We start from the raw sequence: 24,870 nt of genomic DNA on the forward strand, positions 1-24,870 counted from the left end.
AGGACCGGACCGCGCCAGGGGGAGATGCGGTGCACAGAGGGCTGCACGGACGCGGAGCGTTGTTCGACACCGATCCGCCCGGTCTTGCACCACGGCTCGTCGGCCTGCGCCCGTACCAGCTGCGCTCGAACCCGTACGAACACCCGAAGGAACTCCCCTTCGTGGTGTTCGCGGGCGGGCGGGGGCTCGGCAAGAGCGCCGTACTGCGGGAGCTGCGCGACGCGTACCGCGGCCACACGCCGGTCGCGCTGGTCGACGGCGAGGAACGGCAGTTCGCCGGGCCGCCCGCCGAGCGGCCCGCGGAGTCCTGGTCGCCGGTGGGACAGGCGCTCACCACCATCGCCGAGCAGCTCGCGGAGCCGGTGACCGGCGCCGGGCGGATCGGTTTTCCACGCCTGACGTCCGGGCTGCTGGCCGTCGCGGCGGGCGGCTGGAGCGACCGTGACGTGCCCCGCATCCGGCAGGAGGCGGAGCGGATCCTGCTGCTGAACGAGACCGGCTCATGGCTCTCGGGGTTCGCGGGCCGCTGGGTGAGCAAGGTCATCTCCAAGCTCATCGCCTCGCTCAGCGGTACGGGTCCCGTGATCGCGCCGATCATCGAAGCCACCCTGGAGGCGTTCGCCGAGGGGATCGGCCCCGCTCCCCGCCGGCTGCGCAGGGCCGCCACCTGGTACCGCGACTATCCGAACGCGGGCGGCAATCCCAAGCTCGGCCTGATCCTGCTCTCCTCGCACTTCCGCGCGGGCGGCGACTCCCGCACCCACGCCGAGCGCTATCTCGTACGGGCCCTGCTGGCCGACCTCGACGACGCGTACGCGGGGGTCATGCAGCGTTCGCACCGGCTGGGCCGCCCGGTCGTGCTGATCGACAACGTGCAGGAACGGGCGGGCCTCGGCCTGATGGAACCGGTGCTGCGCGACCGCGCCGACGGCATCGCCGACCACGTCGTCTTCTTCGCCGCCCTGCGCGGCTACAGCCATGGAGCACTGCGCAACGCGAGCCGCCGCACCCTCCCCGAGGTCGCCCGGCACACCGGCTGGGAGCCGGGCACCTCGCCGTCCTCGCGAGCGCTGCTCGTCGCGCTGCCGCCGCTGACCCCGGACGACACCCTGCACCTCGTGGGCGGCGTCTCGCAGGGTCTCGCCGTCCCCCCTCAACTCCCGCACGCCACCCACCGGCTGTCCGGCGGCAGCCCGCTCGGCGTCACCCTCCTCGCGGAATCCGCCCGCCAGAACCTGCCCCAAGGAGCCAAGTCCCTGGGCGAGTTGCTCACCTCCGACGTCGCCGTCCACGAGGACAACGACGGCCGACCCACCTATCAGGAGCTGCTCGACCGGCTCGTACCCGGTGGCCGGCTCGACGAGCTGACCGTGCTCGCCGCGGCCCACGACCGCGACTCGGCCTGCGTGCTCGCGGAGGTCCAGCTCTCCGACGACTTCGGCGCGTCGGGGGTCCTCGCGCTGGAGGAGCGGCTCGCCGAGGAGGGCTGGACGAGCGCCGCCGGGCAGTTCGTGGGCGATCCGTTCCTGCGCGCGCTGCTCCTGCTGCGGCTGCACCACGACGACCCCGACCACGCACACTGGCGGTCCGTGCACCGCGCCCTCATCGACCACTACGGCGACGGGGACCTGCCGGACAGCGCGCGCTATCGACTGCACCACGAACTCGCGCTCGGCAAGGCCGACTTCGCGGTGGCGCACCTGCGCGACACCTTCCCGCGCACCGACACCGGGTCCTGGCTGTCCTCGCTCGTCTTCATCGCGTCCGCGCCCTACTACCACGCACACGACCCGGACGGCCGCGACTTCGGCGGTCACGGCGGTCACGACGACCGGGCGGCCGTCGCGCTCGGCCGCACCGACGCCGCCCAGCAGCCGCCGGACAGCGTGGACGCCGTACTGCATCTGCGGGTACGACGGCTGCTGCACGCGGTCTGGCAGCTGACCGATCCGCTGGTGCTGCCGGATCCGAAGGTGTCCGACCGGCTCCGTTTCGAGCTGGAGCAGCTGTCGAACCTGCGGCCCGCGGGCAACCCGCTGCTGTGGCGGGCCTCGCGGGAGTGGCCGTCGGACGCCCTCGCCGGCCGCCCCCTGCGCATCCCTGGTGACGACGACGAGAACGGGAACGGGGACCTGTGATGGCGCGCTTGTGGACCTGGCTGCGCGAGGACGTCTGGGAGATTCGTTTCCGCAGGTATGTCGCGCTGACCCTCGCGGCGGTACTGGCGGGCCTCGGCATCTGGGGCGGCATGACGGCCACCAAGGAGAATCGCTCCTGCGCGCCCGGCGTCGTCCAGCCGAAGGGCAGCGACGAGTGCGTGGGCGTCTCGTGGACGACGTACGCCTTCGGGCGTCCGCAGTTCGCCGACACCGTACGGGCCATCCACCGCGAGAACGCCCGTCTGGCGCCCGGCAGTTACGTCACCGTCGCGCTCCTCGAACCCTTCACCGCCACCGACGCCGACAACCTGGGCGATGTGCTGCACGAGCTCCAGGGCGCCTATCTGGCCCAGTACCAGGCCAACCACGACACCACCGGCCTGAAGCCGAAGATCCGCCTGGTGCTGGCCAACCCCGGCTCCACCGGCACGTACTGGCAGCACACGGTCGACCAGCTGGCGGGCATGACGGGAGGCTCCGACCGGCTGCGCGCGGTGACCGGGGTCGGTCTGAGCACCGACAACAACAAGAAGGCCGTCAAGGAGCTGACCAGCCGGGGCATCCCGGTGATAGGGAGTTCGATCACCGCCGACGACCTGGCCAACGGGCAGAACGGCAAGGACCCGTTCCCCGGCCTCGCCCGGGTCTCCCCCACCAACACCGACGAGGCACGCGCCCTCGCCTCCTTCGCCAAGGTCTCCGCCGCCAACGCCTTCCTCGTCTACGACCGCACCGGCGACCCGTACACGCGCACGCTCCAGGCGTCCTTCGAGAAGATGCTCAAGGGCTCGCGCTACGAGGCCCAGCCGTTCACCCCGCCCGCAGACCGCAGCAAGGAGGGCAGCACCTCCAACGTCTTCATGCAGATCACCAACATCCTCTGCAACACGCCGACCACCACGAACACCATCCTGTTCGCGGGGCGTCACACCCAGCTGCGGCAGTTCATCAACATGCTGGGCCAGCGCGGCTGCCACGACCGCCGGTTCACCGTGCTCACCGGCGACGAGGGCTCCTACCTCGCCGGGGACAAGGACCTCGACCCGGCCGCCCTCAAGGACCCGCTGCTGACCGTCCGCTACACGTCCCTGGCCCACCCGGACGCCTGGCTGAAGGACACCGCGAAGACGGGCGGCAGCGCGGCCGACGCGAACGTGCTGCAGTCGCTTCTGGGGAGTGCCGGGAAGGAGCCGGTCGGGCCCCTCGGGCCGATCGCCCTGGACGACGGCCAGCTGATCATCGCGTACGACGCCATGCGGCTCGCCGTGCGCGGCATCCGCGGGGCGTCGCCGACGGGGAAGATCCCGGCCCTCGCGGACGTCGGGCTCCAGTGGCCGCAGGTCAAGGGCAAGGAGCTGCGGGTGAACGGGGCGAGCGGGTGGATCTGTCTGGACGCCCACGGCAATCCGTACGACAAGGCGGTGCCGATCGTGCAGCTGACGCCCGAGTCCCGGGCTCGCTTTGTGAAGATCGCGTGGCCTGAAGGGAAGCCGCCGACGGAGTGTCTGCCGCCGGCTTGACGGGGGCGCCGTCGGGGATCGGTGGGAGGGTGCGTGCGGGTCGTTCGTGGCTGGTCGCGCCCACGCGGCGGAGCCACACAATGTCACAGCCCCGCGCCCCTAAGGGGCGCTCCTGTCCGGGGCGCTTGCCAAGTGGGCGACCAATCTTTCGAAGCGCCGGGGCCAGCCCGGGTTCTCGCTCTCGGGGCTCTCGTGGGTGAAGCGGACCGTCGTGCCTGTGGGGCGGGTCGGTTCCAGGTGGAAGCGGATGCGGCCCCGGCCCTCGACCGTGTACTCGGCGATCCGCTCGACGTCCCACGCCGTGATCCGGCCGCTGCCGATCCCGCGCAGCGTGACCGCGCCGCCGAGTCGCGGCTCGAAGACCTCGGCGGCGGCCAGCCATCCCCGTAGTCCTTCCGAGGTGGCCACCGCCGCCCAGACGTTCTCCACAGGCTGGGGAAGGTGCAGCACGTAGTGCAGGACGCGGGTGCCGTCCTCCCGGGTCTCGGTGGCGCCCTCTTCGATGGCTCGGGTCATGACACCAGCGTGGCCCGGGAGGGGCCGTTCCGCACGCGCCGAAGGCTAGACGCCCGCGTAGGAGTGCTTGCCGGAGACGAAGATGTTGACCCCGTAGTAGTTGAAGAGGAAGCAGGCGAAGGCGATCAGGGCGATGTACGCGGCCTTGCGGCCCTTCCAGCCGGCCGTGGCGCGGGCGTGGAGGTAGCAGGCGTAGGCGACCCAGGTGATGAACGCCCAGGTCTCCTTGGGGTCCCAGCCCCAGTAGCGGCCCCACGCGTCGCCCGCCCAGATGGCGCCCGCGATGATCGTGAAGGTCCACAGCGGGAAGACGGCGGCGTTGACGCGGTAGGAGAACTTGTCGAGGGAGGCCGAGGAGGGCAGCCGCTCCATGACGGAGGTGGCGAAGCGGCCCGGCCGGCCGCCGGTGGCGAGCTTGTTCTCGTACGAGTCCTTGAAGAGGTACATCAGGGTGCCGACCGCGCCCACGTAGAAGACGGCGCCGCAGAAGATCGCGGTCGAGACGTGGATGTACAGCCAGTACGAGTGGAGCGCGGGCACCAGCTGGTCGCTCGCCGTGTAGAGCACCGTGACCGCGAGGCCGAGGTCGAGGAGGACCGTGGTGACCAGGGGCAGGCCCAGCCAGCGGATGTTCTTCTTCAGCGCCAGCATCGCCAGGTACACGGCGACGGCGACCGTGGAGAAGGTGATGTTGAACTCGTACATGTTGCCCCACGGCGCCCGCTGCACCGACAGCGCGCGGGCGACGACACCGGCCGTCTCGACGGCCCAGGCGAGCACGGTGAGGGACACCGCGATCCGGCCGTAGAGGTCGCCCTGCTCGTCCCCGCCGTGTGCGCCGGGCCCGTCGGGCACGTCACGGGCGCCCGCCGCCGACCGGGTGACGACCTTCGGCCGCTCCAGGACGGCCGTACCGCCCGCCGACTGCACGGTGACCGCGGGGGCCTTCGCCTTCTCGGCGGTGGTGAGCGCGGCGGCCGTACGGGCCACCTTGCTGCGGCTGCCGAAGATCCACTCGGCGATGTACGCGAAGAAGGCCAGGGTGTAGACGGCCATCGCGGAGTAGATCAGCGTGTTGCTGATGTTGGCGAGGTGTTCGTTGGTGGCCGTGGCCAGATCGGTCACGGCACCCAGGTCGGTTGCGGTGGCGAGAGTCACTTCTCAGCCCCTTCGGCGGCAGGTACGGAGGATTCGGCGTCGGGGTCGGTTTCGACTGCGGCTTCATCTGTGTCGGGCTTGGTGGGCGCCTGTTCGTGGACGAGTGCGGCCAGGTCCCCCAGTTCTTCGGGAAGCTTCGCGGACTCGCTGCGGCCGAGGCCCGCCATCTCGACGACGGTGACGCCGTCGGCCCCGGCGGTCGCCCGCACCCACACGCGGCGGCGCTGGATGAAGAGCGAACCGGCGAGACCGAAGATCGCGGTGAAGGCACCGATCAGCGCCCAGTCACTGCCGGGCTGCTGGGTGACCTGGAAGTTCGCCCACTCCTTGATGCCCTTGTCGAAGGTGATGGAGCCGGCGCCGTTCGGCAGCTTCATCGTCTCGCCGGGCAGCAGGCGCGCCTTGACGATGTTGCCCTTCGCGTCCTTGAACTGCTTCATCTTCGAGGTGTCGAGCTGGTACACGTTCTGCGGGATGCCCGCGTCGACACCCAGGCTGCCGTGGTACCCGGACAGCGCGAGCACGGGGAAGTCGAGCGCGGGGAACTGGGAGAACATGTCGCCCTTGCCCGCACCCGCGAAGGTCGGCACGAAGAAGGCGGAGAAACCGAGCTGTTCGGTCGTCCCCTGCGCGTTCTTGTAACCGTCCATGACCTTGATCGCGCCCTGCGAGGTGACGTTCGAGTCGAGCGGCAGCATCGGCACGGCGTCGTGGTAGACGACGTTGCCCTTGCCGTCCCGGACGGTGACGACCGGCGCGTAACCGTGGGCGGTGAGATAGACCTTCGAGTCGCCGATCCTCAGCGGCTCGTTGACCTTGACGGTGGTCTTTTTCTCCTTGCCGTACGCGCCGACGCTGTAGGTGATGGCCGCCTGGTACGTGCGGGGGGTGCCCTTGTTGGGGCCGGTCCGCTCGTAGGTGCCGGTGAACTTCTTGAGGTTGAAGCTGAACGGCGTGAGGTCGTCGGTGCTGAAGAGGTTGCCGGACTTGAAGTCGTCGTACTGCGAGATCGTGTTGGAGAACCCGTCGCCCTCGACGATCAGCTTGTTGCCCTCGGACTTGAAGAGCTGGCCCCAGGCGAAGGCGACCAGCATCACGATCAGCGCGATGTGGAAGAGCAGGTTGCCGGTCTCGCGGAGGTAGCCCTTCTCGGCGGCGACGGCGTCCTTCTCGATGTGCGCCCGGAAGCGTCGCTGCTTGAGGATCTTGAGGGCGGCCTCGCGGACCTGCTCGGGCTCGGCCCCGGTGCGCCAGGTCGCGTACGCGGGCAGCCGGTTCAACCGCTTGGGGGCGCCCGGCGGACGGCCGCGCAGCTGCCCGACGAACTGCCAGGTGCGCGGCACGATGCACCCGATGAGCGAGACGAACAGCAGGATGTAGATCGCGGAGAACCACACCGAGCTGTAGACGTGGAACAGGCCGAGCTTGTCGTAGACGGGCCCGAGGATGCTGTGCGCGTCCTTGAAGTCCGCCACCTTCTGGGCGTCGGTCCCGGACTGCGGGATCAGCGAGCCGGGGATCGCCCCGAGCGACAGCAGGAAGAGCAGGATCAGGGCGACCCGCATCGACGTCAGCTGCCGCCAGAACCAGCGGGCCCAGCCGACGACCTCACGGCCGGTCCAGGTCAGCCAGCCCAGGGCGCCGGGCGCGCGGGACCCGCCGAAGGAGCCGGGCACGGCCGTGTCGACCGGCGCGGTGGACAGCTGGGATCCGGCTTCGCCGAGTTCGCCGTCGGCGCTCACCCCGATGTGCCGCTTGGCGGCCGCCGGGGCCTTCGTCCTGCCCGTGCCGGTGTCGGTGTCGGTCGTGCTCATCGATCAGATCCCTACCGTGAAGCCGTTGGACCAGGTCTGCATCTGCTGCACGATGCTGTCCCAGGCACCGGTGAGCAGGAGCAGGCCGGTCGCGATCATCATGCCGCCGCCGATCCGCATCACCCACGCGTAGTGCCGCTTGACCCAGGCGAAGGCACCGAGCGCCTTGCGGAAGGCGACGGCGGCGAGGACGAAGGGCACTCCCAGACCGACGCAGTACGCGACGGTCAGTATGGCGCCGCGGCCCGCGCTCGCCTGGTTCATGGAGAGAAAATTGATGGAGGAGAGCGTCGGTCCCAGGCAGGGCGTCCAGCCGATGCCGAAGAGCGCGCCGAGTATCGGAGCACCGACCAGGCCGGTCACCGGCCGCTTGTGGAAGCGGAACTCGCGCTGCGTGAGCCAGGGCATCATCCCCATGAAGAACACGCCCATCGCGATCATCAGCACGCCGAGGATCTTGCTGAGCGTGCTCTGGTACTCCTGGAGGGTCGACCCGAAGTAGCCGAACAGCGCCCCGCCGGAGACGAACACGGCGGTGAAGCCCACCACGAACAGGCTGGCGCCCGCGACCATCCGCCCCCGCCTGGCCTCCGCCAGATCCGTGCCGGTGACACCGGTCACGTACGACAGATAGCCGGGGACGAGCGGCAGCACGCACGGCGAGAAGAAGGAGACGAGCCCGCCGAGGACGGCGATCGGCAGGGCGAGCACCAGGGCACCGCTGACGACGGTGTCGGACGACGCGGCGAGGTTCGTGGACGCGGCGAGAAGGGACACGTCGGTCACTTCTCCGCGAGGACGGGGTCGAGCATCTCGCGGAGTTTCTCCTCGCTGAGGGCCTGCAGCGTACGGGCCGCGACCTTCCCGTCCCGGTCGATGACGATCGTGGAGGGGATCGTCTGCAGGTTCAGCGTGCCCTTCTTGAAGCGGAGCAGCAGCTTGCCCGTGGGGTCGTAGAGGCTGGGGAAGTTGACGCCGTGCTGCTTCTCGAACGCCTGGGCCAGACTGACGTTGGCGTCACGGGTGTTGATGCCGACGAACTGCACGCCCTGCGCCGCGGTGTCCTTGGCGACCTTGGCGAAGTTCGGGGCTTCGGCACGGCACGGCGGGCACCAGGAGCCCCACACGTTCAGGACGACGACCTTGCCCTTGTAGTCCTTGACGTCGAGCTGCTTGCCGTCCACGGTCGGGCCGGAGAGGTCGGGGGCCTCGACCCGGGAGCCCTTGGCGACGGTCGAGATGCCGTCCTTGCCCGCCACGAAGTTGCTGTTGCCCGAGCCCCCGGACGTCCCGCCCGAACCGCACGCGGACAGGACAAGCGCGGCGACGGCGGCCCCGGCGGTGAGCAGGGCGGCGCGGCTACGGGTGCGGTTCGAGCGCTGTTCGGCGCGGCAGGCGGCACTCATGTGAAAAGTTTCGCATGCCCGTTTCGAGGATCTTCCGCACCCCCCTTGCGGGCGGAAAACACCATTTCAGGCGGCGTCCCCGGACCCCTTGGAAGCACCCGTCCCAGTACCGGTAGTGGTGCTGGTACCCGAACCCGTACCAGCCCCCTTGCCGGTGTCGCCGAGGAACGTCTTCCAGCCACCCGCGGGCCGCTGTCCCACGTCCAACGTCCGCAGCTTGGCCAGTATCTCGGGCTTCTGTACGTCCATCCAGTCCACGTACTGCCGGAAGGAGACGAGGCGGACGTCCTCGCCCTTCTCCTTCTCCCGGGCTATGTGCTTGAAGGCGTACTCGACGGCGTCCATGTAGATGCCGCCGTTCCAGTGCTCGAAGTGGTTGCCGATGAAGAAGGGCGCCCGGTTGCTCTCGTAGGCCCGCCGGAATCCGGCGACATACGCCTCGCCCGCCTGCTGCCGCCACGCCGGGTAGTTGTGCGCGGGCGCCTTCGTCGAGTTGATCGACTGGTTGGCCAGCATGTTGTAGTCCATGGACAGCACCTCGAAGCTGCGCCCCGGGAAGGGGATCGCCTGGAGGGGCAGGTCCCACAGGCCGTGCCGCTTCTCCGGCCAGACCTGGCGGCCGCCGGGCGAGGAGGCGTCGTAGCGCCAGCCGAGCTCTTTGGCGGTGGGCAGCAGGTTGTTCTGGCCGAGCAGACAGGGGGTGCGCCCGCCGACGAGTTCCTTCTCGTAGTCGAAGGGCAGCGAGGGCAGATCGGTCCAGCCCGTGTTGGTCCGCCACTCCTTGACGAAGGACTTGGCCTGGTCGATCTCACTGCGCCACTGCGCCGGCGTCCAGTTGCCGACGGTGCCGTGGCCGGAGCAGAAGTGGCCGTTGAAGTGCGTGCCTATCTCGTGGCCGTCGAGCCAGGCCTGCCGGACGAGCCCGAGCGTCGACTTGACGTGGTCGTCGGAGAGATAGCCGATGTCGGAGGCGCCCCGGGGGTTGTTCGGCGGCAGGTACTTGCGCTTCTTCGACTCGGGCAGGAGGTACAGCCCGGAGAGGAAGAAGGTCATGTGCGCCTCGTGCTCGCGGGCGAGCCCGAGGAAGCGGGAGAAGAGACCGGTCCCGACCTCACCCGCGCCGTCCCAGGAGAAGACCACGAACTGCGGAGGGGTCTGGCCGGGCTCCAGGGGAACCGGCTTCGCGGGCTGCTTCGGCTGCTTGCCCGTGAAGGAGGTGGAGCCGTCGCCTATCGGGCGGGCGGGGTGCGAGGAGGCGCCGGGCTTGCCGGACGCACCGGGCTTGCCCGACCCGGAACCACCGCCCCCGCCATGACCGTCCTGTTGGTCGGTGCCGCACGCCGCGAGTCCCATCGCCGCCGCGGCACCCGCCCCGAGGCCGATCATTCCCCGCCGGCTGATGTCCCGCATTCGGTCCCCATCTCATCGCGCCCTCTCAGCTGGCTCCCAGCTGACACACAATGAGAGGGCACGACAAGCAGATAGGTTCCTTCGAACGCGCAACATTGATCATATTTTACGAAGAACAGCTCGGGTAACGACGCATACGAACACTTTGCGCCAAGGTGTACGGAAATGGGCGCTCTACGCCCCGAACGCCTTGCCCTTCCCCTTCACCGGCTTGGCGCCCGCGAGGAGATGGACGGGGACAAGATCCCTGGCGGGCTCGCTGTACCCCACGGACACGATCTTGTCGCCGCGGTAGGTGAAGGTCGTCAGGGACGCCAGCGTGCACTGCCGCTTGCGCGGGTCGTGCCACAACCGCCGCTTCTCCACGAAGGACCGCACGATCCAGATCGGCAACTGGTGGCTGACCAGCACCGCTTCATGCCCGCGGGCCGCGTCCTTGGCGGCGTCCAGCGCCCCCATCATCCGTACGACCTGATCGACGTACGGCTCTCCCCAGGACGGCTTGAACGGGTTGACGAGGTGCTTCCAGTTCTCGGGCCGCCGCAGCGCCCCGTCCCCCACGCCGAAGGTCTTCCCCTGGAACACGTTCTCGGCCTCGATCAACCGCCCGTCGGTGTCGAGGTCGAGACCGTGCGCCTTCGCGATGGGCGTCGCGGTCTCCTGCGCCCGCTCCAGCGGGGAGGCGACGACATGCGTGACGTCCCGCGGCGCCAGGTGCTCGGCGACCCGCTCGGCCATCTGCCGCCCGAGCTCGGACAGGTGGTAACCGGGCAGCCGCCCGTAGAGCACCCCGTCCGGGTTGGCGACCTCGCCGTGCCGCATGAGATGCACGACGGTGATGTCCTGATTCCGGCCCTGCGTCTGATCCTGCATCTGACCCTGCGTCTGTTCCTGGCTCATGCCGTGGCCTCCGCCGCTGCCCGGGCCGCCGCCGGAAGGGCGTCGGCGATCCGCTGAATAGCCCGCTCGTCGTGGGCCGTGGACACGAACCACGACTCGAAGGACGACGGGGGCAGATAGACGCCCTGCGCCAGCATCGAGTGGAAGAACGCGGTGAACCGGAAGGACTCCTGCGCCTTCGCGCCCTCGTAGTCGCGCACCTCACGCCCGGTGAAGAAGACCGAGAACATGTTGGAGGCGTTCTGCAGCCGGTGCGCCACGCCCTCCTTGCTCAGCGCCTCCGTGACCAGTCCGCGGATCTGCTCGGAGACGGCGTCGACCTTGTCGTACGCGGCGTCGTCGAGCAGCCGCAGCTGGGCGAGCCCGGCGGCGGTCGCGACGGGGTTACCGGAGAGCGTGCCTGCCTGGTAGACGGGTCCCGCGGGAGCCAGGTGCTCCATGACGTCCTTGCGGCCACCGAAGGCGGCGGCGGGGAATCCTCCGCCCATGACCTTCCCGAAGGTCATGAGATCGGGACGCACCCCGTCAATCCCGTACCAACCGGCCTTGCTGGTCCGGAATCCGGTCATGACCTCGTCGGAGATGAACAGGGCGCCGTTGCGCGCGCAGGCGTCCTTGAGTCCCTGGTTGAACCCGGGCCGGGGCGGTACGACGCCCATGTTGCCCGGCGAGGCCTCGGTGATCACACAGGCGATCTCACCGGGGTGCGCGTGGAAGGCCTCGTTCACGGCTTCGAGGTCGTTGTAGGGCAGGACGATCGTGTCGGCGGCCTGGGCGCCGGTGACACCCGGGGTGTCGGGCAGCGCGAAGGTCGCCACCCCGCTCCCCGCCGACGCCAGCAGCGAGTCGACGTGCCCGTGATAACACCCGGCGAACTTGATCACCTTCGACCGCCGGGTGAACCCGCGGGCGAGCCGGATGGCGGACATGGTCGCCTCGGTCCCGCTGGAGACGAGGCGGACCTGCTCGACGGGCTCGACGCGGGCGACGATCTCCTCGGCGAGCACGACCTCGCCCTCACCGGGAGTGCCGAAGGAGGTGCCGCGAGCGACGGCCTCCTGGACGGCGCCGATGACGTCGGGATGCGCGTGCCCGAGGATCATCGGCCCCCATGAACACACGAGGTCGACGTATTCCCTCCCGTCGGCATCGGTCAGGTATGGACCGTTTCCGGACACCATGAAGCGGGGCGTACCGCCCACGGCGCGGAACGCGCGCACCGGAGAGTTCACGCCGCCGGGCGTGACGGCAGCCGCACGGTCGAAAAGAGTCTGCGAAACTGGGGCTTCGTACGGATAGCTCACACGGGCCATGGTGTCAGAGGCTGCGAAGATCCTGCGGACAGGTGTTTCAGCGTACGTTTCGGCGTGCGGCCGTGGGGGAGGTCACTGTCACGATGATCGGGTTGCGTGGCGGGGGTCGCGCGCCTTAGAAAAGCAGTCGGGTGGAGATATGCATCGCGGTGGCGGACTGGGCGAGGGGACCGATGACCTCGGTCCTCGGCGTGCCCGGCGGGGAAGGCACCGGCGCGAGGCGGAGGAAGCGGCCGAGGCACGACAGACGCAGGGGTCGCCGGGCTCTCCCGGATCATCCGGGTCACAAGGATCACAGAACGATCCTGAGCGGATCGACCCGTCGGGCCGTATGGACGGTATGGACTACACGGACCGCGGGGCAGACCGGCTCAGGGCAGGAAGCGGGAATGGTGGCCGGGTGGGGGTGACCTACAAATACTTCGGCGCGCCGGACGGCGCGACGGCGGCCCGCGTGCCGATCTCGATGCGCCCCGAGGAGCTCGGCGGCGACGAGCTCGGCATGAACGGCATGTTCACCAAGATCAAGCCGGAGACCATGGCCGCGATGGTCCTCACCGGCATCGAGGGCGTCCCTCTCCACAAGGTCCCGCCCCTGGAACTGGTCGTCCTCCACCCCGACTACGCCGTCGTGAAGCTCCCCATGACCGTCGTCGACCCCCTGCGGGGCATCGGCGAGGAGGCCGTCGGCGCGGCGGCCTTCATCTGGTCGACGGTCCCGGACCGGGGCGGCCCCCGGGACGCGTTCAACGTCTACCAGTTGCTGCACGAGTGGCAGGACTTCTCACATCGGCTTCATGAGGCGGGGCATCAGCCGTACTGCCTCGTGTGGCCGTGAGCCGGGACGCGTGAGCTGAGGCTCGTGCGCTGAGGCTTTGCGGATTCTGGTCGTCACCGTTGAAGCCGTCGGGGACCTTGCTGCCCGTACCGCGGGGCACGGGCAGCTTCGGGGCACTCGGGCCGCGACCGCTTACCGGGCGGTGGCGTACGACGGCCAGACCGTCGTGACGGCTCCGCGAGCAGCGCGGCCCCGCGGCGACGGCGGCTGCCCCGCTCTCCGGACGCGCTCCGCGCTTTTCAGTGCGACCTTCCTACAGGTTGCTGCCACTGCTCGAGAGGGAGAACCGGAGCCCGTCCGCTTCGAGGTCGGTGGCGGCTGCATCGGGCCGACGGGACTGCGCCGGGAGGTCGTCCGCGGTCGTCGCGGCGGCGACCGTGACCGTCGTACCGGTGAAGTCCGCCGGCGCATCGCACAGTCCGAACCAGTGTCCCAGGGCCTGAACCGTGCGTTCCGCCGCGAGCCCGTCACCATAGGGATTCACCGCCTGCGCCATCTTCGCGTGCGCCCCGGGGTCCCGGATCAACCGCGTCACCTCCGCCACGATGCGCGCAGCGTCCGTGCCCACGAGCGCCACGGTGCCGGCGGCCACCCCCTCGGGACGCTCGGTGGCCTCGCGCATCACCAGTACCGGCTTGCCGAGACTCGGTCCCTCCTCCTGGACACCACCGCTGTCCGTGAGGATCAGGTACGCACGGTTCATCAGATGAGCGAAGCCCTCGTAGTCCAGCGGCTCGACAACCCTCACGTTTTCCAGTCCCGCGACCTTGGGCAGGATGGCGGCCCGTACCGCCGGGTTGCGGTGGATGGGGAAGACCACCAGCAGGTCGGGATGGAGCGCGGCCAGTGAGGCGAGGGCGCCACCGATGGACTCCATGCCCTCGCCCCAGGACTCACGGCGGTGTGCTGTGACCAGGAGGACTCGCCGGGAGTCCGTCTCCAGGAGCCCCACGGTGGGGTCGGACACCTGGCCGGCAGTGCGGTCCAGGGTCCTCAGCAGGGCGTCGATGACCGTGTTGCCGGTGACGACGACCGACTTCTCTTCGACTCCTTCGCGCAGGAGATTCTGCCGTGCGCTCGAAGTCGGTGCCAGATGCAGGTCCGCCAGCCGGGTGGTGAGCCGGCGGTTCATCTCCTCCGGGTAGGGCGAGTACTTGCTTCGCGTCCGCAGCCCCGCCTCGAGATGGATGACGGGGATCTTCTGGTAGAAGGCGGCCAGCGCACCGGCGAGCGTGGTGGTGGTGTCGCCCTGGACGAGCACCGCGTCCGGCTGCTCCTTCTCGAGAACCGGCTGGAGCCGGTGCAGCGTGCGGTTGGTGATGTCCGTCAGCGTCTGTCCGGCGGTGAGGATGTCCAGGTCGTAGTCGGGCGCGATGCCGAACAGCCGGTTCACCTGGTCGAGCATCGACCGGTGCTGCCCGGTGACCGCGACCAGCGGCTCGAAGTCCGCCGATTCGCGTAGTGCCTCGATAGCGGGGGCCATTTTGATCGCTTCGGGACGGGTTCCGTAAACGGCCATGATTCGCTTCAAGGTTCGCCTCTGACTGTGGGGGTGGGCGTACTGATGTGTATGCAGCTAGCTATCCCGCTGGACAGCGGCCGGGGCGGAGGCGAGCGCGCCGGTCGGCTGGCCGGATGAGAGAAATCGCTCTTTCAGGTCGTCCCTGATCGGCCATACCGCTGTTTCCCTCTCCCTTTCGACAGGGGAAGGCGGGGAAGTTTCACCATGACGGCCCGTCAAGAGTCCGGGGAGTCCGGCGTCGACTGCCGGAAAGGAGGAACCGGGGCCGTGCGGTGGTCCGTTCGAGTTGCATTGCCGGCCCTTGGCGCACTTTGGGGCCGTGCGGGCGTCAATTGGACTTAGCGTGGCGGACACGTCCACTGTCCAGGCGGAGGCTATGGGGCCAGACAATGTTCCCGCACCGATGGACCGGTCTCACCGCTTGAGCGACACAGTTCCGGTTTCCGTCTGCGGGTTGCCGGTGCACGCGCTCACCCTGGCGGAAAGTATCGCCGCGGCCGATGAGTTGATCGCCGATGGGCGACCTCACCAACACGTCTCGGTAAACGCGGCGAAAATCGTCAGGGCCCAACGGGATTCCGAGCTGGCACGCATTATCCGTTCCTGCGAGCTGGTCAATGCCGACGGGCAGGCCGTGGTGTGGGCCGGCCGGATGCTCGGACGTCCTCTTCCCGAACGAGTCACCGGCATCGACTTCATGCTGGCGCTGTGGGAACGAGCGGCGCACGAGCGCTATCGGGTCTTCCTGCTGGGTGCCGAGCCTGCCGTGGTGCGCCGGGTGGCGGCCATCGCGACGAGCCGGGGCGTGGACGTCGTCGGATACCGCGACGGCTACTGGTCGGACGAACAGGAGCCCAAGGTGGTGGCCGCCGTCCGCGCGGCCCGGCCCGACCTCCTCTTCCTCGCGGTGCCGACGCCGCGGAAGGAGTACTTCCTCGCCCGGCACCTGGCCGATCTGAACTGCGGACTGGCAGTGGGCGTCGGCGGGTCCTTCGACGTGGTGGCCGGGATCAGGGCTCGTGCACCCCGATGGATGCGCAGAGTCGGCCTGGAGTGGTCCTTCCGGCTCATGCAGGAGCCACGGCGTCTGTTTGTCCGCTACCTCATCGGCAATACCGCGTTCGTCCTGCTGGTCCTGCGCGACGCCGTGATGCAGCGGAAAGCGCACCGGTAGCGCCGTGACTGTCCGCCCTCCCCGCACTTCAGCGGCGAACCGCCGTACTCCCTGTGCTCCTTTACGAAGTTCAGAAAGGAACTCGTGTGTTCAGCACTGTCTCCGTTGTAGGGCTCGGTTACATCGGGCTGCCGACCGCTGCCGCACTCGCCACCAAGGGGGTGGACGTCGTCGGTGTGGACGTCAACCAGGCCACGGTCGACCTGATCAACGCCGGACAGGCGCCCTTCGTGGAACCGGACCTCGCCGTCGCGGTGAGCGGCGCGGTGGCGATGGGACGCCTGCGCGCCTCCTCGCAGACCGAGCCTGCCGACGCCTTCATCATCGCCGTCCCCACTCCCGTGGGCGAGGACCGGGAACCGGATCTGTCGTACGTCCGGGACGCGGCGGCATCGGTGGCCGAGGTGCTGCAACCGGGCGCTCTCGTCGTGCTGGAGTCGACGTCGCCGCCGGGAACGACGCTGCGGCTCTCCGAGTGGCTGGCCGAGCGACGACCGGACCTCACCTTCCCGCACAGCGCCGGCAGTGCCGCGGACGTGCACATCGCACACTGCCCGGAGCGCGTCCTGCCGGGCAGGATCATGATCGAGATCGTCACCAACGACCGTTTGATCGGCGGGGTGAGCGAATGTTGCGGCGCTCGGGCGAAGAGCCTGTACGAGCTGTTCACCCAGGGGCGATGCCATGCCACGGACGCCACCACCGCCGAGATGGCCAAGCTGACCGAGAACGCGTTCCGCGACGTCAACATCGCCTTCGCCAATGAGCTGTCGATGATCTGCGACCACCTCGGCATCGACACGGCTGACGTGATCTCACTGGCCAACCGGCACCCACGGGTGAACATCCTGCAGCCGGGCCCGGGGGTGGGCGGCCACTGCATCGCCGTCGATCCCTGGTTCATCGTCAGTGCGGCCGGCGAGCAGGCCCGGCTGATCAAAACCGCCCGACAGGTCAACGATGCCAAGCCGACCCACGTGATCGCGGAGGTGTCGAGGACCGCGGCACGCTTCAAGGACCCCGTCATCGCCTGCCTTGGACTGGCGTTCAAGGCCAACGTGGACGACCTGCGGGAGAGTCCCGCCCTGCACATCGCCGCCGAACTCGCCCGGCAGGAGGTGGGCCGTCTGCTGGTGGTCGAGCCGCACATCACCGAACTGCCCTCCGTGCTCGCGGACACGGGTCAGGCGAAGCTTGTGGATCTCGAGGCGGCCCTCAACGAGTCGGACCTGATCGTGCTGCTCGTCGACCACGACGCCTTCCACGGTGTCAAGCGCACCATGGTGCGGGGCAAGGTCGTCTTCGACACCCGCGGTCTGTGGCACTGACGTTCCTCGTGCCTGACAGCACATCCGGGGGCCGGGTACCACAGGGGAACCCGGCCCCGCCCGGGTCACCGGCGGCCGGTGACGATGACGTACCAGCCGAAAGGACGCAGCCAACGCGGCAGAAGGTAGCCGCGCAGCGACGGATGTTCGACGGTCACCCGAACATCACAGAACCTTGAGAAGAGTTGCTTGGCCGACCCCCGGCTGTACAGGCGCACCAGTGGCCGGTCCTTCAGCTGGGCCGCGCCGTACTCGAGCTCCGGCAGATAATCGCGCCAGCTCTGCGAACGCCAGCGCATTCCGATGAGATAGGTGAGGGCTTTCTGCGCAGCGAACGTGCTGTGCTTGTGATACAGCGCCACCATGAATGTCGCCCCCGGACGCATGACCCGCCACATTTCGGCCACGGCCTGCTCCGGATGATCGGTGTGATGCAGGACGCCGAAGGAATACACCCCGTCGAAGGACTCGTCGGGAAAGGGCATGCACTCGGCGTCGGCGACTTGTGCGACCCCGGGTCGGCCCTCGAGCTTCAGTCTTGCCTGCGTCAGCCGAGCCCCGCGTTCCGCCAGGTCGATCGCGACGGTGTCCCGGGCGATTCCGGCGATCACCGAATGATCGGTCCCGGCGCCGCAGCCGATCTCCAGCACGCGTCCGGACGGCACCCACGAGCGCAGCAGATTCGGCAGCCAGGGCTGCAGCCGATAACGACTGCTGGTCATTTGATCGTAGAATTCCTTCGTGCCTTCAGGGGCGGCCGCGTGATTTGTACCCGCAGGGTTTGCCGACCACTGTTCGCTCGCCGCTTTACGAGCCTCGGTTTTCATGCGTGAGATCCTACTCAACGGCGCTGCCTGCGAAGGAAAACCGCTCGGCCGTTTCCGGTCGGATATACGTCGATCGGCCGTTGCGGTTGCGGGCAGCCGCATCCAGCGCCCGTCGCGCCGTCATTAATTCATTTTTGACGTCACTCCTTCGCTTTGCTGTGTTGTATTGCGACGCAATGCTTCGTGCGGAATACCTTGGCATCCTCGGACCGAACACAGTCGCCTTCCGGAGGTTCCCCTGACTGCCCATCCTGATCAAAGAGGTGGTACGAACGGCCGGCAGCGGTGGGCGGTCCTGACCGAGTCTCGCTTCGGGGTCCCCGGCGTCAGGCGTACCGCCGCCTCGATGCTCGGGCAGGAACCCGTCGTGGTGATGGCCGCGTCCGACGCCATCCGCGATGTCCGCGGGTACCGGGCGCAGCTGCGGCGGCAGCGTGTCTCAGCGGTCGCTCTGCTCACCAACGACAGGGCACGCAGGCCCTTCGCAACCCTTGTCGAGCTGGTCGTTGCGCTGGCACCGGTGCGTGAACGGTGCATCATCGACATGAGCCGCCCCGACGAGTGCGTTCCCGTCGGCAGTCGCGGAGCGCTGACGGTCCGCTGTGTGCTGGACGCGGCAACGGCCGGCCGTCGCGTTCTGCGTGAACTGGTGGCCCGTGAGGCGTGGGCTCCGCAGAACCGCCGCACGGTCGGCTCACCCGAGAGGCTGTGGGTCCTCGCTTTATGGCGGGACGCGGGGGAGGTCGGGGTCGGTGGGGCTGTCAGTCATGTCTCAGGAATCCTCAACGGTTTCCGGCAACTCGGCTGGCGGGTGGCGTTGGTGACCAACGGCCGCCCGCCCGAGCAGTTGAGAGCCGCCGTCGATGTCGTCGAGATCGCCGCACCCCTGCCACGCGGTGAACGTTTCATCCGGGAGTCGGCCCAGCTGGCTGCCAATGACGGAATGCGCGAGGCGGCACTGGCCCTCGCCCTGCGAACACCGCCCTCCTTGGTCTATGAGCGGAATTCGTTCCTGTCGCGCGCCGGGGCCGACATCAGCAGGCGACTGGGCGTTCCGCTGGTGCTGGAATGGAACGCCTCCGTCGTGTGGGAGAACCGGCACTGGTACCGGAAAGCACCCTTGAAGAGGCTCTTCCAGGTCATCGGGGCACGGTACGAGCTGCACGCGGTGCGGAGTGCGAGTGTCGTTGCGGCGGTCTCGCGGGCCGCTGCGGCGATGGCAACCGACATGGGAGCCGCCCCCTCCAGGGTGGAGGTGGTCGCGAATGCGGTCGACGCGGCGTGCGTCCCCGAGCCCTCACCGCTGCCGGCCCGCGAGGGAGCCCGGTTGGGCTGGGTCGGCAGCTTCGGTCACTGGCATGGGGTGGAAGTGGCGATCGAAAGCCTCCGTCACCTTCCACCGGACGTCCGGTTGGTCCTTGTCGGTGATGGAGAGCGGCGGCAGGACTGTGTGCGGATGGCTGACAGGCTCGGTGTCGGCGACCGCATCACCTGGACCGGCAGCGTCTCTCACGGCGAGGCGCTCGATGTCCTGTCGCGCTGTGACGTTCTTGTCTCGCCGCACGTGTGGAAGGGACCCGACCCCTTTTTCGGTTCCCCCACGAAGCTGTTCGAGTACATGGCGCTCGGCAGGCCCGTCGTGGCCAGCCGTCTGGAGCAGATCGGCGAGATGCTGACAGACGGCGTGACCGCGGTGCTCACGGAGCCCGGTGACCCGAAGTCCCTCGCCGAGGGCGTCACACGAGTGCTGGAGCTGACCGACCGCGGGGCGGCGCTCGGTCGCAACGCGCGTCGGGAAGCGCTCGCCGAGCACACCTGGGAACGGCGGGCCGGACAGATCCTCTCCAGGCTGTCCCTGCCGACCCCCCACCCGGCCACGGAGAAGGGCTGACCATGTGCGGGATTGCAGGCATCTATGAGTACGGGCGTTCAGAGGGACGTGTCACGCCCGAAGCGGTCACACAGATGCGCGACAGACTGGCCCATCGCGGCCCCGACGGCGCCGGAGTCCACGTCAGCGAGGACGGCCGGGTGGGTCTCGGTCACCGGCGGTTGGCCATCGTGGACCTCGCTCACGGCGCCCAGCCCATGTTCGGCGAAGGCGGAGAGTGCCTGGTCTTCAACGGCGAGATCTACAACTACCCCGCCCTGCGCCGTGATCTCGAAGGCCGGGGCGCCAGGTTCCGCACCCAGTGCGACACCGAGGTCATCCTCCACGCGTACCGGCACTACGGCGACGCGTGCGTCAAGCATCTGACGGGGATGTTCGCCTTCGCGCTCTGGGACCCCAAGGCGGCACGTCTGCTGTTCGCAAGGGACCCGCTCGGCGAAAAGCCTCTCTACTGGACCGCTCGGGACGGCACCTTCCTGTTCGCCTCCGAGGCGAAGGCACTGCTGGCACACCCCAGGGTCGCCCCCGAAGTCAACATGACGGTCCTCGAGAGCTACCTCGCCAACCTCGTGGTTCCCTCCCCGGCGACCCTCTACCAGGGGATCAACAAGCTGCCTCCCGGGACAGCCGGTACCTGCGACGCCGGAGGGGTCCGTACCTGGCGGTACTGGGACGTCACCACGGAACGCTCTTTCCTGGACGTGTCGTTGCCCGACGCCGCGTCGCACGTACGGAACCTGCTGGAAAGGTCCGTGCAGGCACGGCTGATGAGCGACGTTCCGGTCGGGGTCCTGCTCAGCGGGGGGTTCGATTCCACCTCGCTGGTCGCCCTGCTCCGCGATCGGGCCGCTCGAACCTCGACCTTCTCCGTGGGCTTCACCGACGCGCCCGGTCTCGATGAACGACACGAGGCGCGCTGGGTCGCCCAGCATTTCGGCACAGACCACCACGAGGTGACGGTGTCTCCGCGACAGGCACTGGAATCGCTGACGACCATGGTGCACCACCAGGACGAGCCGCTCGCGGATCCGGTGTGCATGCCGTTGGGCTTCGTCTGCGCGCTGGCCCGGCGCCGTGGGGTTCCCGTGGTGCTGGCCGGCGAGGGCGCCGACGAACTGTTCTGGGGCTATCCGGGTTATGTGCGGGCGATGCAACGACAGCGTGAGTTGCGGCTGTTGCAGAGGCTGCCCGCCGGGTCGCGCCGCTTCCTCGCGGCTGCGGTACCCCGCTCACGGCGCCGAAGAGGCTTCGATCTGATGATGGGGGCCGTCGGCGGCAGGCAGCTCCCGATACACTATCCCCTGGGCATGCCGTCCTCGGTTCGCTCCCAGGTACTGGTGGCGCACCCGTACGACCCGCCTCTGATCCCACCGCAACTCACCGGTGATGAGACCGCCCTCCAGACGGTGGCGTTCGACACACAGCACTACGAGTTCGCGCTCCGGCTGCCCGAGCTGCTGCTCATGCGCATCGACCGGTTCTCCATGGCGCACTCGGTCGAGGCCCGCGTCCCCTTCCTTGACCAGGAGTTGGTGGAGTACGCCTATCGGCTGCCTGTGCACCACAAGCTGGACGGCGACCGCACCAAGGTGGTGCTGCGCCGAGCTCTCGCCGACATCGTCCCCGAGAGGGTGGCGAACCGGGCGAAGCAGGGGTTCGGGGCTCCGATCGCGCACTGGCTGCGCGGTCCCATGGGGGACGCACTTCTCGATCTCCTGACCGCACCCGCGATGCGACGTTACTTCCGGACCGACGCAGTCGCCGACATGGTCGCGGAACACCGGTCCGGACGGGCGCACCATGCCTGGTTCCTCTGGCCGATCCTCAACTTCGCGGTGTGGCACCGCGTGTGGATCGAAGGGGAATCGGCGGACGAGCTGACCGACCGGTTGCTGAGAAGGTGCACCGTTGAGGCACGCTGACGACCACACAAACACCGTGCGTGTGGGGCGCCCGCACCTGACCCGTCTGCGCCGACTGGCCGTCTCGGCGGCCGCCTTGCCGCCCCGTGTGCTCGCCGCCGAACTGGGCTGGCGCACCTTCCGGACCGGATGCAGGGCATGTGCGGACAGGCGGGATCGGACGGTCGGCGCACGTCCGCCGCTCCCCGAGAGCTGGCGTCCCTTCGTCCTCGGCGCTGTGGACGCCCGCCCGAAGGTGGGGCCGAGCCCCTTGGAGCTGGAGGAATGCCTTCGTGAGGCGGACGCGGCGCTCGAGGGCAGGTTCACCGTCCTTGGTTACGGCACCGTGGCAGTCGACAGGAAGCCGCATGGCTGGCATCAGGATCCGGTCCACGGCTTCACGTGGCCGGACCGGCACCACCGTCTTCTCGGCCCCGTTCCGGGCCGCGCCGACATCAAGGTGCCGTGGGAGGTCGGCCGGCTGCAGTGGCTCACCGCTCTCGCGCGTGCCCACGCCTACACGGGCGACTCCCGGTACCGCGACGGGGCGGTGGAACTCCTCCGTTCCTGGGCAGCCGCCAATCCGGTGGGGGCCGGGCCGAACTGGACGAACGCGATGGAGGCGGGAATCCGGGCGGCCAATCTGGTGTGGGCGGCGGAGATCCTCGGCGACCCGCGCTTCACGTCGTTGGCCGGCGGGATGCTGCGGAACCACGGATGGTTCATCGTGGCCAACCTCGAATACAGTCCGCGCCTGACCAGCAACCACTACCTGGCCGACCTTGTCGGACTCGTCCACGCCGGCGGGGCCCTGCGCCACAGCCCCGCCGGACGGCTCTGGCTCCGCATCGGCGGCCGGCAACTGCAGCGGGAGATCGTCAAGCAGTTCCACGAGGACGGTTCCAACTTCGAGGCATCCACGGGTTACCACCGTCTGTCGACGGAGCTGGCCCTCGTCGGCCTGCTCGCGCTGCGCCGCCTCCGCATGCCGGTGCGGCCCGAAGTCCAGACCCGTCTTCTGGCGGCGGTCGAGGCGTTGTCCGCACTGACCAAACCCGACGGACTTCTGCCCGCCCTCGGGGACGACGACAGCGGTCTGGTGATCGGTCTGCAGTCCGGGCGGGATCCACGCGACGCGTCGCCGGTCGTTGCCGCCGCGGCGGCTCTGGAGGAAACGGACCCGCCCGGGGAGACGGTGGGGCCGGAACTGGCCCAGTGGTGCGGAGCGCCGACGAGGCGGACCGGCACCCGGCCACAGGCTGCCTCCTTCGCTTCGGCCGGCTGGTATGTCCTGTCGGCGGGGCCGTACTGGTGCCTCGCGGAGTGCGGCGGAGTGGGACAGCTCGGCAATGGTGGCCACGGCCACAACGACACGCTGTCGTTCGTGCTCTGCGTGGACGGGCACGAGATCGTGACGGACCCCGGGACCGGCGTCTACACACCGGATCCCCGTCTGCGGAACCTGCTGCGCGCCACCCGCTCGCATTCCACGGTGGAGGTGGACGGTCAGGAGCAGAACCGCTTCGATTCCGCGTTGCTGTTCACCATGCGGAGCGACGACCGCGCCCGGGTCGTGGACCACCACGGGGACGGCTCGGGCCGTCAGGTCGTCGAGGCGATCCACGAGGGGTACCGCCGGCTCGACGACCCGGTGGTGCACCGGCGCCGGTTCACCCTGGACCGGCAGGGCCTGACGGTTTCCGACCACTTCGGGTGCCGCGCCCCACACACCCTCACGGTCAGCTTTCCACTGGCCCCCGGCGTGCGCGCCGAGCCGCGCGACGGCGAAACGCTGCTGATGGCCGACGGCACGGTGGTGGTCCTGAGCCAGACAGCCGGCCCCCGGCTCACCTTCGCCGTGGAGGAGATGCCTTGGTCTCCCGCCTACGGCCGGGTCGTCACCGCACCCGTCCTTCGCGCCACGCTGCGGGCCGAGGGTCCGGTCTCATGGGAGCTTCGGTTCCGGGCGGCGGACGGAGCACGGACATGAAGATCCTCATGGCTGTGGTGTCGGACCTGCGCAGCGACGCCCGCGTACGACGGGAGGCCGCCGCGCTCGCCGCGGATGGCCATGACGTGCGGGTCGTGGGCTTCGATTCCGGCGTCCGGCGCCGAAGCAGCACCGTCGAGGAGGGGGTTCGCTACGACGTGGTGCCCTTCCCGTCGCGGAATCTTCCCCGCTTGCTGCGGCTGGCCTGCGCGGGCATCGGCGCCGCGCGGGCTGTGCTGCTCATGGGCCGCGGAAGGCCGGACGCCGTGCACTGCCACAATCTCCACCTCAGCCTGCCCGCGCTGCTCGTGGCGCGCCGCAACGGCGCCGCGCTGGTGTACGACGCGCATGAGTTGGAGGCCTGCAAGTACCGGGGGCCGGTGCGATGGGTGATCCAAAGATGGGAACGAGTGGTCTGGCGCCACTCGCATGCCAGAATCACCACCAATCCCTCACGCGCGGCATACCTGCAGCAACTGCACGGCAGCCGCCCCGCCGTCATCGGCAACTATCCACGGACACCCGACCCCGGCATGGAGCCGAAGGACCTCCGCTCTCGGCTGGGCATTCCCGGCCACCGGCTGGTGCTGATCTTTCAGGGGGGCTTCTACCTCGACTCCCGTTGCTTCCGGGCGGTCGCGGCCGCCCTGCGCGGGCTGCCGGACTGGCACTGGGTGCTCATCGGTTTCGGTAGTGACGACACCGTGCGAAAACTGCGCGACCTGATCGCGGAGTGCGGGATCGAGGACAGAACCAGCATCCTGCCCGCCGCGCCGGTGGACGAGCTCCTCTCGTACACCGCCGGCGCGGACGTCGGCGTGGTGGCTCTCACCAACTCCGGTCTGAACTGCTACCTGGGCGACACCAACAAACTCTTCGAGTACCTGATGGCCGGCCTCGCGGTGGTGGGCAGCGACTTCCCCGAGGTGCGAAGGGCCGTGCTGGAGAGCCCGGCCGGCCCGACGGGGGCGGTGTTCGATCCGGCGAGTTCCGCGTCGGTCGCCCAGGCCCTGCGCGAGGTCGCCGCCGACCTGGCGACGTTCCGGCGCAACGCCGAGAAAACACGGGCCGCGTATTCCTGGGAGAGCGAGAGCAGGACGCTGACGCGCCTGTACCGCGCGCTCGCCACGCCGGGGGACACACGGCCCGATACCGAACAGGGGCGGCCGGCTGAGCCGTCCACTCTTCCGAAAGGCGCTTGAC

The 24,870-nt window shown here is 69.1% G+C and carries 19 protein-coding genes; 9 read left to right on the forward strand and 10 right to left on the reverse strand.

Annotated features, from left to right (window positions below; translation table 11 throughout):
• The first annotated feature begins 29 nt into the window (after nucleotides 1-29).
• A complete protein-coding gene (locus tag SMIR_RS15395) occupies nucleotides 30-2,138 on the forward strand; it encodes a hypothetical protein (protein WP_168494444.1) in 2,109 nt (702 codons plus the stop codon).
• Entirely contained in the window at nucleotides 2,138-3,679 is a 1,542-nt protein-coding gene (locus SMIR_RS15400) for an ABC transporter substrate-binding protein (protein WP_212727127.1), read from the forward strand. The genes SMIR_RS15395 and SMIR_RS15400 overlap by 1 nt, the downstream gene beginning before the upstream one ends.
• Nucleotides 3,680-3,778: 99 nt before the next feature.
• Here SMIR_RS15400 and SMIR_RS15405 read toward each other — a convergent pair whose 3' ends face one another.
• The 8 genes from SMIR_RS15405 to hemL all read right to left on the reverse strand — a co-directional run bounded on the left by SMIR_RS15405 (nucleotide 3,779) and on the right by hemL (nucleotide 12,196).
• Entirely contained in the window at nucleotides 3,779-4,195 is a 417-nt protein-coding gene (locus SMIR_RS15405) for an SRPBCC domain-containing protein (RefSeq protein WP_168494440.1), read from the reverse strand.
• Nucleotides 4,196-4,240: 45 nt separating this feature from the next.
• Entirely contained in the window at nucleotides 4,241-5,353 is a 1,113-nt protein-coding gene (gene ccsB / locus SMIR_RS15410) for a c-type cytochrome biogenesis protein CcsB (RefSeq protein WP_211118778.1), read from the reverse strand.
• Complete coding sequence (resB, locus tag SMIR_RS15415; RefSeq protein WP_168494438.1) at nucleotides 5,350-7,167, reverse strand: cytochrome c biogenesis protein ResB; 1,818 nt, start codon at nucleotides 7,165-7,167, stop codon at nucleotides 5,350-5,352. Before resB ends, ccsB begins: the two co-directional genes overlap by 4 nt.
• A 3-nt stretch (nucleotides 7,168-7,170) precedes the next feature.
• Nucleotides 7,171-7,953, reverse strand: a complete 783-nt coding sequence (locus tag SMIR_RS15420; protein WP_168494436.1) for a cytochrome c biogenesis CcdA family protein — start codon at nucleotides 7,951-7,953, stop codon at nucleotides 7,171-7,173.
• Nucleotides 7,950-8,573, reverse strand: a complete 624-nt coding sequence (locus SMIR_RS15425) for a TlpA family protein disulfide reductase (RefSeq protein ID WP_168494434.1) — start codon at nucleotides 8,571-8,573, stop codon at nucleotides 7,950-7,952. The genes SMIR_RS15420 and SMIR_RS15425 overlap by 4 nt, the downstream gene beginning before the upstream one ends.
• 66 nt (nucleotides 8,574-8,639) lie before the next feature.
• Nucleotides 8,640-9,983, reverse strand: a complete 1,344-nt coding sequence (locus SMIR_RS15430; RefSeq protein ID WP_168494432.1) for a polysaccharide deacetylase family protein — start codon at nucleotides 9,981-9,983, stop codon at nucleotides 8,640-8,642.
• Nucleotides 9,984-10,157: 174 nt separating this feature from the next.
• Nucleotides 10,158-10,883: a histidine phosphatase family protein gene (locus SMIR_RS15435; protein ID WP_168494430.1), complete on the reverse strand. Its 726-nt coding sequence runs from the start codon at nucleotides 10,881-10,883 to the stop codon at nucleotides 10,158-10,160.
• Nucleotides 10,880-12,196 carry a glutamate-1-semialdehyde 2,1-aminomutase gene (gene hemL, locus SMIR_RS15440; protein WP_168494427.1) on the reverse strand — a complete coding sequence of 439 codons (1,317 nt, stop codon included), beginning with the start codon at nucleotides 12,194-12,196 and terminating at the stop codon, nucleotides 10,880-10,882. The genes SMIR_RS15435 and hemL overlap by 4 nt, the downstream gene beginning before the upstream one ends.
• A 400-nt stretch (nucleotides 12,197-12,596) precedes the next feature.
• On the opposite strand from hemL, the gene SMIR_RS15445 reads away from it, so the two are divergent.
• Nucleotides 12,597-13,034, forward strand: a complete 438-nt coding sequence (locus SMIR_RS15445) for a hypothetical protein (RefSeq protein ID WP_003974483.1) — start codon at nucleotides 12,597-12,599, stop codon at nucleotides 13,032-13,034.
• A gap of 253 nt (nucleotides 13,035-13,287) precedes the next feature.
• Here SMIR_RS15445 and wecB read toward each other — a convergent pair whose 3' ends face one another.
• The gene (gene wecB / locus SMIR_RS15450; RefSeq protein ID WP_168494425.1) at nucleotides 13,288-14,553 is read right to left on the reverse strand and encodes a non-hydrolyzing UDP-N-acetylglucosamine 2-epimerase; all 1,266 of its coding nucleotides are present in this window, start codon (nucleotides 14,551-14,553) and stop codon (nucleotides 13,288-13,290) included.
• Nucleotides 14,554-14,899: 346 nt separating this feature from the next.
• On the opposite strand from wecB, the gene SMIR_RS15455 reads away from it, so the two are divergent.
• Nucleotides 14,900-15,730, forward strand: coding sequence for a WecB/TagA/CpsF family glycosyltransferase (locus SMIR_RS15455; protein WP_211118776.1), 831 nt, complete (start codon nucleotides 14,900-14,902; stop codon nucleotides 15,728-15,730).
• Between the two features lie 86 nt (nucleotides 15,731-15,816).
• The gene (gene wecC, locus SMIR_RS15460; protein ID WP_168494423.1) at nucleotides 15,817-17,058 is read left to right on the forward strand and encodes a UDP-N-acetyl-D-mannosamine dehydrogenase; all 1,242 of its coding nucleotides are present in this window, start codon (nucleotides 15,817-15,819) and stop codon (nucleotides 17,056-17,058) included.
• 65 nt (nucleotides 17,059-17,123) lie between these two features.
• Here wecC and SMIR_RS15465 read toward each other — a convergent pair whose 3' ends face one another.
• Nucleotides 17,124-17,885, reverse strand: coding sequence for a class I SAM-dependent methyltransferase (locus SMIR_RS15465; protein ID WP_168494421.1), 762 nt, complete (start codon nucleotides 17,883-17,885; stop codon nucleotides 17,124-17,126).
• 346 nt (nucleotides 17,886-18,231) lie between these two features.
• On the opposite strand from SMIR_RS15465, the gene SMIR_RS15470 reads away from it, so the two are divergent.
• From SMIR_RS15470 to SMIR_RS15485, 4 genes are read left to right on the forward strand one after another with little or no spacing between them, the layout of a single operon-like run.
• Nucleotides 18,232-19,776, forward strand: a complete 1,545-nt coding sequence (locus SMIR_RS15470) for a glycosyltransferase family 4 protein (protein ID WP_168494419.1) — start codon at nucleotides 18,232-18,234, stop codon at nucleotides 19,774-19,776.
• 2 nt (nucleotides 19,777-19,778) lie between these two features.
• On the forward strand, nucleotides 19,779-21,698 hold the full coding sequence (asnB, locus tag SMIR_RS15475; protein WP_168494417.1) for an asparagine synthase (glutamine-hydrolyzing): 1,920 nt from the start codon (nucleotides 19,779-19,781) through the stop codon (nucleotides 21,696-21,698).
• A 16-nt stretch (nucleotides 21,699-21,714) separates the two neighbouring features.
• Entirely contained in the window at nucleotides 21,715-23,667 is a 1,953-nt protein-coding gene (locus SMIR_RS15480) for an alginate lyase family protein (RefSeq protein ID WP_168494415.1), read from the forward strand.
• Nucleotides 23,664-24,869: a glycosyltransferase family 4 protein gene (locus SMIR_RS15485; RefSeq protein WP_212727128.1), complete on the forward strand. Its 1,206-nt coding sequence runs from the start codon at nucleotides 23,664-23,666 to the stop codon at nucleotides 24,867-24,869. Before SMIR_RS15480 ends, SMIR_RS15485 begins: the two co-directional genes overlap by 4 nt.
• Nucleotide 24,870 lies beyond the last annotated feature (1 nt).

Origin of the sequence: Streptomyces mirabilis, from assembly GCF_018310535.1 — a bacterium.
GTDB lineage: Bacteria > Actinomycetota > Actinomycetes > Streptomycetales > Streptomycetaceae > Streptomyces.

Bases quoted from the DNA above. Each gene is read 5' to 3' on its own strand.
- SMIR_RS15400 (WP_212727127.1), top strand. From the start codon at position 2,138: ATGGCGCGCTTGTGGACCTGGCTGCGCGAGGACGTCTGGGAGATTCGT.
- SMIR_RS15405 (WP_168494440.1), bottom strand. From the start codon at position 4,195: ATGACCCGAGCCATCGAAGAGGGCGCCACCGAGACCCGGGAGGACGGC.
- resB (WP_168494438.1), bottom strand. From the start codon at position 7,167: ATGAGCACGACCGACACCGACACCGGCACGGGCAGGACGAAGGCCCCG.
- SMIR_RS15425 (WP_168494434.1), bottom strand. From the start codon at position 8,573: ATGAGTGCCGCCTGCCGCGCCGAACAGCGCTCGAACCGCACCCGTAGC.
- SMIR_RS15430 (WP_168494432.1), bottom strand. From the start codon at position 9,983: ATGCGGGACATCAGCCGGCGGGGAATGATCGGCCTCGGGGCGGGTGCC.
- SMIR_RS15435 (WP_168494430.1), bottom strand. From the start codon at position 10,883: ATGAGCCAGGAACAGACGCAGGGTCAGATGCAGGATCAGACGCAGGGC.
- hemL (WP_168494427.1), bottom strand. From the start codon at position 12,196: ATGGCCCGTGTGAGCTATCCGTACGAAGCCCCAGTTTCGCAGACTCTT.
- wecB (WP_168494425.1), bottom strand. From the start codon at position 14,553: ATGGCCGTTTACGGAACCCGTCCCGAAGCGATCAAAATGGCCCCCGCT.
- SMIR_RS15465 (WP_168494421.1), bottom strand. From the start codon at position 17,885: ATGAAAACCGAGGCTCGTAAAGCGGCGAGCGAACAGTGGTCGGCAAAC.
- SMIR_RS15470 (WP_168494419.1), top strand. From the start codon at position 18,232: ATGCTCGGGCAGGAACCCGTCGTGGTGATGGCCGCGTCCGACGCCATC.
- asnB (WP_168494417.1), top strand. From the start codon at position 19,779: ATGTGCGGGATTGCAGGCATCTATGAGTACGGGCGTTCAGAGGGACGT.
- SMIR_RS15485 (WP_212727128.1), top strand. From the start codon at position 23,664: ATGAAGATCCTCATGGCTGTGGTGTCGGACCTGCGCAGCGACGCCCGC.